This window comes from Methylocucumis oryzae (genome assembly GCF_000963695.1).
Classification (GTDB): domain Bacteria; phylum Pseudomonadota; class Gammaproteobacteria; order Methylococcales; family Methylomonadaceae; genus Methylovulum; species Methylovulum oryzae.
The window spans coordinates 1-11,232 of the sequence record NZ_LAJX01000110.1; the positions used below are offsets into that span (position 1 = coordinate 1).

10 protein-coding genes and 2 pseudogenes are annotated in these 11,232 nt (G+C 43.1%); 7 read left to right on the forward strand and 5 right to left on the reverse strand.

Annotated features, from left to right (window positions below):
- From VZ94_RS11125 to VZ94_RS11135, 3 genes and pseudogenes are all read right to left on the reverse strand, one after another.
- Positions 1-614, reverse strand: a 614-nt coding sequence (locus tag VZ94_RS11125; RefSeq protein ID WP_045779286.1) for an ATP-dependent metallopeptidase FtsH/Yme1/Tma family protein, incomplete at its 3' end; no start/stop codon positions are given.
- A gap of 83 nt (positions 615-697) precedes the next feature.
- Positions 698-2,193: pseudogene (gene lysS, locus VZ94_RS11130) on the reverse strand (lysine--tRNA ligase).
- Between the two features lie 35 nt (positions 2,194-2,228).
- Positions 2,229-2,618 carry a PilZ domain-containing protein gene (locus tag VZ94_RS11135; RefSeq protein ID WP_045779287.1) on the reverse strand — a complete coding sequence of 130 codons (390 nt, stop codon included), beginning with the start codon at positions 2,616-2,618 and terminating at the stop codon, positions 2,229-2,231.
- 507 nt (positions 2,619-3,125) lie between these two features.
- Here VZ94_RS11135 and VZ94_RS30690 point away from each other — a divergent pair.
- The 7 genes and pseudogenes from VZ94_RS30690 to VZ94_RS11165 all read left to right on the forward strand — a co-directional run bounded on the left by VZ94_RS30690 (position 3,126) and on the right by VZ94_RS11165 (position 8,563).
- The gene (locus tag VZ94_RS30690; RefSeq protein WP_275575210.1) at positions 3,126-3,389 is read left to right on the forward strand and encodes a hypothetical protein; all 264 of its coding nucleotides are present in this window, start codon (positions 3,126-3,128) and stop codon (positions 3,387-3,389) included.
- Positions 3,364-4,077, forward strand: coding sequence for a riboflavin biosynthesis protein RibF (ribF, locus tag VZ94_RS11140; RefSeq protein ID WP_275575211.1), 714 nt, complete (start codon positions 3,364-3,366; stop codon positions 4,075-4,077). Before VZ94_RS30690 ends, ribF begins: the two co-directional genes overlap by 26 nt.
- A 44-nt stretch (positions 4,078-4,121) precedes the next feature.
- Positions 4,122-6,949, forward strand: a pseudogene (gene ileS, locus VZ94_RS11145) (isoleucine--tRNA ligase).
- A complete protein-coding gene (gene lspA, locus VZ94_RS11150) occupies positions 6,942-7,427 on the forward strand; it encodes a signal peptidase II (RefSeq protein ID WP_045779288.1) in 486 nt (161 codons plus the stop codon). The pseudogene ileS and the gene lspA overlap by 8 nt, the downstream one beginning before the upstream one ends.
- Before the next feature lie 82 nt (positions 7,428-7,509).
- Positions 7,510-7,752: a hypothetical protein gene (locus VZ94_RS11155; RefSeq protein ID WP_131655537.1), complete on the forward strand. Its 243-nt coding sequence runs from the start codon at positions 7,510-7,512 to the stop codon at positions 7,750-7,752.
- Positions 7,733-8,113 (forward strand): hypothetical protein, encoded by a 381-nt coding sequence (locus VZ94_RS11160; protein ID WP_045779290.1) that lies wholly within the window; start codon positions 7,733-7,735, stop codon positions 8,111-8,113. The genes VZ94_RS11155 and VZ94_RS11160 overlap by 20 nt, the downstream gene beginning before the upstream one ends.
- Positions 8,114-8,155: 42 nt before the next feature.
- Entirely contained in the window at positions 8,156-8,563 is a 408-nt protein-coding gene (locus tag VZ94_RS11165; RefSeq protein WP_045779291.1) for a hypothetical protein, read from the forward strand.
- 879 nt (positions 8,564-9,442) lie between these two features.
- Here VZ94_RS11165 and VZ94_RS11170 read toward each other — a convergent pair.
- A complete protein-coding gene (locus tag VZ94_RS11170) occupies positions 9,443-10,645 on the reverse strand; it encodes a S8 family peptidase (protein ID WP_204369117.1) in 1,203 nt (400 codons plus the stop codon).
- A gap of 38 nt (positions 10,646-10,683) precedes the next feature.
- On the reverse strand, positions 10,684-11,232 hold a 549-nt coding region (locus tag VZ94_RS25930), incomplete at its 5' end, for a S8 family serine peptidase (protein ID WP_045779292.1).

An 11,232-nucleotide genomic window follows, 5' to 3' on the forward strand; every position in this document is an offset into this window, starting at 1 on the left:
AAGGTAACTTTAGGCAATGAATCAGGATGAATATGCGCTTTATTGCCAATATTTAAAAAACCGCGTTGCATTCCTGAGGTACGGCGTATCACCCATGACCAGATAGCAACCAATATCAAAATGGGAATAATCCAGTTAAACAATAACGAGGTTATCCAACTTTCGCCGCTACGCACGACAAAATCAACATTGTTTTCTTGTAATAACTTAGCTAAGTCAGACTGCCATAACGGCACGGTGACAAAAGGCCGACCTTGTGTTTCAGCTTGTTCAGATTTAAATACACCAGAGATATAGCGCTCAGTCACAATCGCTTTCTCTATCTTTTCTGCTTTTAATTGCTTAATAAACTCGCTATACGGAATTTCATCACGTTGCATATCCCGCATGGTGTTAAACAACGATATTAACACCATGACGAGCATGACAAATAAAGCGGCGCGCCAACGCTTAGTGATACGGCTATTTTGGGGTTTATGTAACTCTACATCAGGTTCTGGCTTAAAAAAATAATCATATAACGTCGTTAGACCTTGCTTTAATGCTGAGTAAACCGCACTAAGCATTGACACCAGCATTTGCAATATATCGTTATCAGTTGATTTGTCTTTCATGTCTTGCCCCTTAATCTTAAGATTAACCTTACAGGATTAGAACTTTTCTAATTATTAAGCCTAGCGTTAACGCATGGTTTTTATCAGCTCTTAGGCCGCATGTGTGGGAATAACAAAACGTCGCGTATTGATGGTGCATTAGTAAACAACATCACTAAACGGTCTATGCCTATGCCCTCGCCTGCCGTTGGCGGCATGCCATGTTCTAAGGCGGTAATGTAATCTGCATCATAATGCATAGCTTCATCATCGCCCGCTTCTTTATCTTCAACTTGTTTTAGAAAACGCGCCGCTTGGTCTTCGGCATCGTTTAACTCGGTAAAGCCATTAGCAATCTCACGACCACCGACAAAAAACTCAAATCTATCAGCAACTTCCAGATTTTGATCATTACGTCTAGCTAATGGCGACACCTCTACCGGATATTGGGTAATAAACGTCGGCTGCATTAATTTGCCTTCTACCGTTTTTTCAAAAATCTCAATTTGAATTTTACCCAAGCCATAACTGTCTTTTAACGGAATTTTCAGATGCCTTGCCGTGTTTGCAGCCGATTCTCTGGTATTAATATCCGCTAAGCTTAAGTCAGGATTAAAATGCAAAAATAGATTCGACTACGGTCATACGTTGAAACGGCTGCGCAAAATCGTATTCATCACCTTGATAATCAATCACCGATTTACCCATCACCTGCTCTGCTATCCCTTTTAACATCGCTTCGGTCAAATCCATTAAATCATGGTATTCGGCATAGGCTTGATAAAACTCTAGCATCGTAAATTCAGGATTATGACGTGTAGACAAGCCTTCATTCCGAAAATTACGATTAATCTCAAATACGCGCTCAAAACCACCAACGACTAAGCGTTTTAAGTACAACTCGGGGGCAATGCGCAAATATAACTGCATATCCAGAGCATTGTGATGCGTGACAAACGGTCTGGCCGTTGCACCACCGGGTATCACTTGCATCATCGGCGTTTCGACTTCTAAAAATTGCCTATCTAGTAAAAACTGTCGAATATAACGCGATAATTTTTGAGCGAATTAAAAACGTATCGCGCGTTTCCTGACTCATGATTAAATCTAAATAGCGCTGCCGATATTTAATTTCTTGATCGGCTAAACCATGAAACTTTTCCGGTAACGGTCTTAACGCCTTAGTCAGTAAACGAATCGTATCAACTTTGACACTTAACTCATCAGTTTGGGTTTTAAACAACACGCCTTCGGCAGCGATAATATCGCCTATATCCCATTTCTTGAAATGCTCGTTATAAACACCTTCTGGCAACATATCACGCGTAACATAGAGCTGAATTTTGCCCGACATATCTTGAATATGGCAAAAACTCGCTTTACCCATCACGCGACGCGTCATGATGCGGCCAGCTAACTTCACTCTTATCGCCTCAGCGTCTAACGTTTCTTTGCTTTTATCGCTGTGTTGCTGGACTAACTCTATCGCCAACGCATCGCGGCGATAATCGGTAGGAAAGGCAACTCCTCTGCGTAACTCGCTTAATTTACTACGACGTTGCTTGATTTGTTCTTGCTCTTCAACTAAATGGTCTGACATGATAACTTTGGTAAATAATTAAAATATTCAATGCGTTACTCGTGGCCTACACCGCTTAAGGCCAACAAGTCCCGCTCTAAAATCTGATTGTCGCCTAAGTTTAACTCGACTAAGCGACGTAAATTGGAAATGCTTTCAAGATCAATATGTATGCATTTAAAGCCGACTGTATTGCCTATCATATGAGACATCTGCAATTCCATTTGAATAGCTACGTCTTCGGATAAGGTAATTGTTAACAAAAATGTCTGGGCTTCGTCTTCTAACCAGACATCATTAAAACGCAATAAACAACCTTTTAACGATAAATCTAAGATGGCACATGGCCATGTTTTACCATTTCCCGTTAAAATCGCATCGGTTTTAAACACAATACGATGAAAATGGCGTAAATCAGTTGTTGGCTCAGGGGTATGTGATTTCATAGGCAGTGCACAAAATCGGTAAATCCTAACATCGTATCAGAACGATTGGCTGGACTTTTATTAAAGGGTCGGTCTACCGGTGTATCTATCATAATGCCGTAACGAAACCTAACGATTAGACACATTAACGTAAACAGCATTATTCAAAAAAGATAAAATCAAACTATAAAACAATGACTTAACATTTTTGCATCGGTTTAACGTTAAAATCATACACAACCCACCCGGTCATAGCAATGACAGTCATGCGTTTAACCAAACTCGATTAAAAATTTAACCAATAAATTCAAAAAAGTTAGTTATTGAAAAGAAATAAAATAGCTTTGCTGGGTGACTGACTTGAAGTAGGCGCTGTCGTGTAAGAAATTAACAACAACTCATAGCCATGTCTTAGCAAGCAGGCACGTTTTCTACAGCACTCTTCACGCTCGCGGGCGAATTCGCCACGAAACCAGCGATTAAAACTGTTACGCATGATAGAATAAAAATTTTGCTCTTGTCAGTTTCATGCAGATTATTCGAGGCTTATCTCAGTTACAAACCTTTAGTAAAGGTTGCGTACTCACCATAGGTAATTTTGATGGCGTGCATTTAGGCCATAGAGAAGTGATAAAAAAGCTAGTCGCTCGTGGTAACGCGTTGAATTTACCGGTTGTTATCATGATTTTTGAACCCCAACCGCTTGAATATTTTCTCAAAGATAATGAGCCGCCTAGGCTTATGCGCTTACGCGAAAAAAAAGTCATTGAATTTGCAAAAATTACCTATTGATAATCTATTAATCGTAAGGTTTAACCGGCAATTTGCTAACGTCGACGCCGAACAGTTTATTGCAGATATTTTGCTTAATAAACTTAATATTAAACATTTAGTGATAGGTGACGATTTTCATTTTGGCAAAGCCCGACGCGGCAATTTCACGTTATTGCAAGCTAAAGGGTTGCAATACGGGTTTACTGTCGAAGATACCGGCTCCTTTTTAACGGATAGTTTACGCGTGAGTAGTACGTTAATCCGCGATGCTTTAGCGTTAGGTGACTTAACCCAGGCGAAACGCTTACTGGGTAGAAGTTATTCGGTCTGTGGCCGCGTCGCTCATGGCAGTAAACGCGGTCGGCAAATAGGTTTTCCAACCGCTAACATTAAGATGTTGCGTAGAAATACTCCTGTCAGTGGAGTATTTGCCGTTACGATGACTGGCTTAAATGACTTAGTCTTAAACGGTATCGCTAATGTCGGTGTTCGACCTACGTTTGACGGGTCAAATACAGTATTATTGGAAACCCATTTATTCGATTTTAATCAAGAAATCTATGGACGCTATGTCGAAGTCCATTTTCAACACAAAATCAGGGATGAAATGCGTTTTTCTTCAATTGATGCGTTAAGCGCGCAAATACACAACGATATTCATATTGCAAAATTATTTTTTAGCGGCGAATACGCCACTAGCGCTTAACCGCGCCAAGCTCTCCGCCCATTAAACCGTAAGGCATGACCACAATGGATTATAAAAGCACTTTAAATTTACCCACTACTGGCTTTGCGATGAAAGCCAATCTGGCGCAGCGCGAACCAGAACGCTTAAAACGCTGGCAACAATTGGAGCTGTATCAAAAAATTCGCGCGCAAAATCAAGGTCGGCCTTTATTTGTCTTGCATGATGGCCCACCGTATGCGAACGGCGAAATTCACATCGGTCATGCGGTTAATAAAGTGTTAAAAGACACTATTATTAAAGCTAAAACGTTAAGCGGTTACGATGCGCCTTATGTGCCAGGCTGGGATTGTCATGGTTTGCCAATAGAACTGATGGTCGAGAAAAAAGTCGGTAAAGCTGGCGTTAAAGTCTCCCACAAAGAATTTCGTAAAGCTTGCCGTGATTACGCAGCTAAACAAGTTGAGTTACAAAAAGCCGCGTTTATTCGCTTAGGGGTATTAGGCGATTGGGATAAGCCGTATTTGACGATGGATTATCTGTTTGAAGCGGATATTGTGCGCTCACTGGCTCAGATTTGCCGCAACGAACATATTAGCAAAGGCGCAAAACCCGTGCATTGGTGTACCGATTGCGGCTCGGCATTGGCTGAAGCGGAAGTCGAATACGAAGATAAGCATTCACCGGCCATCGATGTTCGTTTCAGCGTCGTAGATAGCGATAAATTTCTCGCCGCATGCCAGTTACAACCGGGTCACCAAGGTCAAGGCCCTATTTCGGTCGTGATTTGGACAACGACCCCGTGGACCCTACCTGCTAACCAAGGCGTCGCGCTGAACGCTGATATGGATTATGTATTGGTGCAATGTCAGCACGAAGGCCAACCAGAACGCTTGCTACTCGCACATGATTTAATGAAATCAGCGATGCTACGCTTTAACATCGATGAGTATCATGTCCTCGCTAATTGTCAAGGTGCTGAACTAGAGCATTTACTATTACAACATCCGTTTTATGATAGACAAGTACCTATTATCTTAGGCGAACATGTCACGATTGAAGCCGGTACCGGCGCGGTACATACCGCACCTGGACATGGCCAAGACGACTATGTTGTGGGTCAACGTTATGGGCTTCCGGTTGATAATCCTGTCGGTGCCAATGGCGTTTTTGTACCTGGAACAGCGTTATTTGAAGGTATGCACGTGTTTAGCGCCAATGACAAAGTCATAGAAACCTTAAAAGAACGCGGTAAGTTATTGCATCATCACGCGTTATTACACAGTTATCCACATTGCTGGCGGCATCATACACCGATTATTTTCCGCGCTACTCCGCAATGGTTTATTGCAATGGATAAAAATAACTTGCGTGCACAAGCCTTAACCGAGATTAAACGCGTGCAATGGATACCCGATTGGGGACAAGCGCGTATTGAAAGCATGATTGTTGGCCGACCGGATTGGTGTATTTCACGGCAACGTACTTGGGGAGTGCCCATCACGTTATTCGTGCATAAACAAACCGGCGAGTTACACCCTGAAACGGAACAACTGATAGAGCAAGTGGCGTTGCGTATAGAGCAACACGGTATTGATGCGTGGTTTGAATTAAGTGCTGACGAGCTATTAGGCCATGACGCTGAAAATTATGACAAAATCAGCGATACTTTAGATGTGTGGTTTGATTCAGGCGTCACTCATGCTGCCGTATTAGCCAGAAGAACAGGCTTAAGGTTCCCTGCCGATTTATATTTAGAAGGCTCTGACCAACACCGGGGTTGGTTTCAATCGTCGTTATTAGCGTCAGTTGCTATGCATAACGTCGCGCCTTATCAAGCCGTACTAACCCACGGGTTTACGGTCGATGCGAAAGGCGAAAAAATGTCTAAATCCAAAGGCAACGTGATTCCGCCGCAATCTGTTATGGCTAAATTAGGCGCTGATGTCTTGCGCTTATGGGTGGCCTCTACGGATTATCGCGGTGAAATGCGCGTATCAGAAGAAATTTTGGAGCGTACTTCAGATGGCTACCGACGTTTACGCAATACCGCGCGGTTTTTATTATCTAATCTTGCTGATTTCGAGCCAAGCCAACACTTAGTCAGTAATGACGAACTGGTTGCGCTAGATCGCTTCATCCTAGATAAAGCGTATCAATTACAACAAGACGTGATTGCCGCTTACGAAGCTTATCAATTCCAAACGGTATTTCAAAAAAGTCCATCATTTTTGCGTCATTGATTTAGGTGGCTTTTATTTAGATATCATCAAAGATCGCCAATACACTGCGAAAACCGATTGTGTAGCCAGGCGTTCCGCGCAAACCGCAATGTATCATGTGTTAGAAGCGTTAACACGCTGGCTAGCGCCGATTTTGACATTTACCGCTGATGAAATTTGGCAGTTTATTCCAGGTATGCGTAGCGAATCGGTGTTATTAGAAACCTGGTATCCAGACTTAAAACCTTTACCAGATAACACGCCATTCACGCGAGAATTTTGGCAAAAAAGTTATTACCGTGCGCGCTGAAGTGAGTAAAGAATTGGAAAAATGTCGTACTAAAGGCGAAATTGGCGCGTCACTAGCTGCCGAAGTTCAACTCTATTTAAGCCCAGAGTACTACGATGCTTTCACGCCTATTGCCGAAGAATTCCGTTTTATTTTAATAACGTCGAATGCCAACTTGCAGCCATTAAGCTCATGTCCTGAAGATGCAGTCGCTACCGAACTTGACGGGTTACGAATAAAAGTCAATGCCTCTCAACATACAAAATGCGTGCGATGCTGGCATCAACGGGACGATGTAGGCTCGCACGCCGAGCATCCCGAATTATGCGGGCGTTGTATTGAAAACGTCGTCGGTACAGGAGAAATAAGACATTATGCTTAAATGGTTATGGTTATCGCTATTAGCCTTAGTGCTAGATCAAGCGAGCAAGCTTTTTATCGATCATAGCTTACAGCTTTATGAGTCAATACCCGTCATGCCGTCGCTAAATATTACCTATGTCCATAACATAGGTGCGGCCTTTAGCTTTTTAAGCGAAGCCGGCGGTTGGCAACGCTGGTTTTTCGCTGGCATTGCTTTTGTTATGAGTATTGTGATTAGCGTCTGGCTAAAACGGTTACAAGCTCATGAAAATTTACTAGCAGCCGCACTTTCGTTAGTGTTAGGTGGTGCGGTAGGCAATCTAATCGACCGACTGGCGTATGGATATGTTATTGATTTTATAGAAGTATACTATCAAAGTTGGCATTTTCCAGTATTTAATATTGCCGACTCGGCTATCACCTTAGGCGTGATTTTAATGCTAGCGGAATCCATAGGCATAGGCCATAAACCCGTCCTGCACTCACAACACGATTAAGCAATATCAGCGTATCCACCAAACAAAAGTTTAAGTTCTGCTATACTTTCCTAACCTTTTCTATCGACTGACGGGGCTTGCCATGATGAAACCCAGATTACTGTTAATTTATCTTTTGTGCGGTGGCTTACTGCCTGCATTTACACCGGTTAGCCAAGCTGACCCTACCCTAAACAATAGCGATGCTACCCGTGCTATAACCGATTTGCAAAGCCGAGAGCCTTGCAGTTATCGCCAACAAATCAATAATAAAGCCTTGCGTGCAGTCGCTAATTACGATGCTAGCTTGCTAGAAATTCCTAAAAATGTGGTCAACGTTTTATAACGATGACGAGGGTAATATCATCTATGCCTTAACCGGCGGCGTCTTCAAAGGTGTGTTACATACCGTCGGACGCATAAGCACTAGTCTTGTCGATTTCGCAACCTTATTAATTCCTACCGAACCATTAACAACGCCAACGTATGCGTGGGAAAACCCACAACAAGACACCAGTTATAACGATTATAAATTTGACGAGTGCCCACCTGATGACGCCGTTATTGCAAAACCGGATTTAGCAGCGGTAAAACCCAAGCCAACCGTTGCCGTACCGCCTAGACCCGTCCCGTCTTATCCCGTTTATGATAATAACGAAGTTAATCCTAAGCTAGACACGATGTTTAAAGAAAAAATGATGAAATAGTTTTAACCCATTGCTATCAATAAAAATCACAAGGATTAAATTATGCTGCCTCCGATTAAACTACTTATCCCCTCTCTGATTGTTGTCTTATCTGGCTGTGCCAGCATTGTTAGCGAATCTAGGCAACCTGTTTCCATTTCCAGCATTCCCGATCGTAGCGACTTCGTGATTGTTAATCGTGCAGGTACCCCTATTCATAATGGTACAACGCCTGCTACCGTCACATTAAAAACCGATGCCGGTTATTTTAAAGGCGAAAAATACTCGATTAAGTTTATGAAAGACAATTACAGCACGCAAACTGCGCCGCTTAATGCAGAACTGAATGGCTGGTACTGGGGCAATCTAGTTTCGGGCGGTTTCTTAGGGATGTTTGTCGTAGACCCTTTAACGGGTGCGATGTGGTCGCTACCACAATCTAAGCAAGTGGTGCTACCACCGACTCAGTAGAGACGACCTGAGTGATAGGCATAAAAAAACCTTCAGACTAAGCAAGTGAAAACCGGCTTAGCTGAAGGTATAAAGGGGGATCGATGAAAAAAAACAATCATGCCTAGAAGTACTACGGTAAAAACCCACCAAGCATGTCACTTAAACCGTTCTATTCAAAAAAAGTTCCGAGCGTTAAAATTTTTTTTATTAATATTACTGACTATCCACATACGATGTGGACACCCTTAATTAAGAGTACTGCCAGTAACACCTGATAGCGGTAAGTCAGCATGAACGACAGGGGGCTGCATCCGAATTTTGACAACTGTAACGTTGTTCATCTTGCACATTACGTCTAGCTATTTTAGCCCTCTGTGTCAGGATAGATGTCGGTGTGCCAAGAAGACCGAACAGTTGGAAACTGTGAGCCATGCTGTACCAGCGATGTCTGTCCAGAACAGGTCGGATGCACGGGTATCGTTGATGTCCGTTTCACCCATTGCTGTTATGGACCGGTCATGGCGGTGGCTTACTGGGGCAAGCACTACAATGAACTGATTTATTTGGTCAGCAACTTGGAGTTGCCAGAAGACGCTTGTCGCTGGTATAAAAATCTATAAAATCGCTTCCGCATCTAAACCCTGTTTTCGGATTTTAAAAGCCGGGGTTTTTAATTACAAAAGACTGGGTTTAGTGATCCTGAGCGGATCTCACGCCTGCTTATTGCTGTTTCTTTAGCTTATGTGTGGCTCGTTTATTTAGGCGTTTATGCCATGAAAATCAAATGGAACTCTACTATCCACCGCACAGACCGTTGCGACCTCGGTTTTTTTGAGTTGGGCAAGCGTCTTCCTTGTTTATGCCTATTTTCAATCATGAAAATTTAAATACTATTATTTAGATGAAAAAGTGTACGACGGTAGTGGAGTTTAATGACAATCGACTGCTGCACCCAAACCTTTTTAACGCAGCACAAGCATTGACCGACGCTAGCTCGGACTTTTCAACCATCTTCCTAGACACTAGTGCTGAACGAAGCTGCTCTGGCGTTAACTCGGGTTTAAACTGCAGCATTAAGGCCGCCACCCCACTCACATGTGCAGTGGCTAATGAGCTTCCCGAAACAAAGTCATAACCGTCCCTAGGTGCCGTAGTTAAAATCTCTATACCAGGTGCGGCAAACAATTTCAACGTACTAGGCCAAACGGGCTTAGCCACATGTCCATCAGGTCCTGCCGCCAATACTGGAATAACCTTGTCCATAGAAGCCGGAAAACCAGGCTGATCGCTATGCTCGTTAGCAGCGGCCACAATAACACTATTGCGTTGATAAGCCGTAGTGATTAACTGTTTTAATAATTCATCGGCAGGCCCGTTCAGGCTTAAATTAATCACTCGACTGCTAGCATTAATAGCAGCATCCAGCGCTTTTGCTAAGGTCCAGCTACTGCACAAGGCACGACTATTCGCATCTTCGTACCAACACGCTTTATAAATAGCAATGCTCGCATCGGGTGCTACGCCATAAATACCAACCCCATCATCAGCTCTTGCGCTAATCACACCTAGCACTGCTGTACCATGTTTATCTTGGCTAAAACTCGCTTCGCCACCTTCAACAAAATTGCGCGTTACCTCGACTTGGCCTTTTAAATCGGGATGATTTTTATCGGCTCCCGTATCAATAACCGTAATCGACACACCTTTACCCGTACTCACTTGGTGCGCGTCATCCACACCTAACATTTTAGGGGCATACGATAACGCGGCATAAGCATCACCGGCTTGGCTTCTCAGTCCTGCAAATACTTGATTTTGCTGAACTAGCTGAATGCGCTGATCAGTTTTTAAGTGTGCAATCACGTCGCTAACTGATTGATTATCAGGAACTCTATAGACTAAACAGTTTACTTGAATCGAAGTCAATGGAAATTCACCGACTACTTGCAAGGCGTAACGCTGCTTAAGTTCGGAATCAATCGCTAACCAAGAACTGCGTTTATCTTCAGATAAGGTCACAATTATCTGCCTATCTTGTAATTGCTTAGGCATTGTAGTCGCTTGCCAAATCGCGCAACCATTTAACACTATCGTAAGCATCAAACACGTTATATCAATTAAGCGCTTAAACATAACGACTAAGAAATAGGTTGTACAAACGTTACTTTCGGGTGCTTGCGCAATAACTCAACGACCGAACCCAAGGTCATACCTGAAGTTAGCTGAAAAGCCAGACGATAAACCCTTAATTGCGAAGGCCCGCTGACAATTTGTGCATGCACGGAATTTAATAACTGGTTAAGTTCTGCCTCTGTTATCGTATCGGCAAAAACAATATGCGCGCTAGGTAGCGTCTGTTCTGACTTAGGCGTTGATAAGGTCACAAACGGGGTTGTTACCTGCGTTGATAAAGGTTGCGTTGGCCCAATTAACAGCATTACGGCGGTAACTAACGCTAGCGACTCTACACCTAATAACACCATTAATAAACCAGGGGTTGGCTTTAACTTACGCAACCAAACTCGCCAAGAGTGTTTTTGCTCACTCACTTTAGATTGTATGCTATGGGTTTGTTGCTCCCAATCATCAATCGCGCTGAGCAACTGTTCTAATTGTCCAGCAGGCGGTTGCCACTGATAGCTTTCAGCAGCACTTTGAATATGTTCAGCGAGCGCTTGCAGTGCCGA

Excerpts from the sequence above, each read along its gene's own strand:
- VZ94_RS30690 (WP_275575210.1), top strand. The coding sequence starts at position 3,126 with ATGCAGATTATTCGAGGCTTATCTCAGTTACAAACCTTTAGTAAAGGT.
- lspA (WP_045779288.1), top strand. The coding sequence starts at position 6,942 with ATGCTTAAATGGTTATGGTTATCGCTATTAGCCTTAGTGCTAGATCAA.
- VZ94_RS11170 (WP_204369117.1), bottom strand. The coding sequence starts at position 10,645 with ATGCTTACGATAGTGTTAAATGGTTGCGCGATTTGGCAAGCGACTACA.
- VZ94_RS11160 (WP_045779290.1), top strand. The coding sequence starts at position 7,733 with ATGTGGTCAACGTTTTATAACGATGACGAGGGTAATATCATCTATGCC.
- VZ94_RS11155 (WP_131655537.1), top strand. The coding sequence starts at position 7,510 with ATGATGAAACCCAGATTACTGTTAATTTATCTTTTGTGCGGTGGCTTA.
- VZ94_RS11165 (WP_045779291.1), top strand. The coding sequence starts at position 8,156 with ATGCTGCCTCCGATTAAACTACTTATCCCCTCTCTGATTGTTGTCTTA.
- VZ94_RS11135 (WP_045779287.1), bottom strand. The coding sequence starts at position 2,618 with ATGAAATCACATACCCCTGAGCCAACAACTGATTTACGCCATTTTCAT.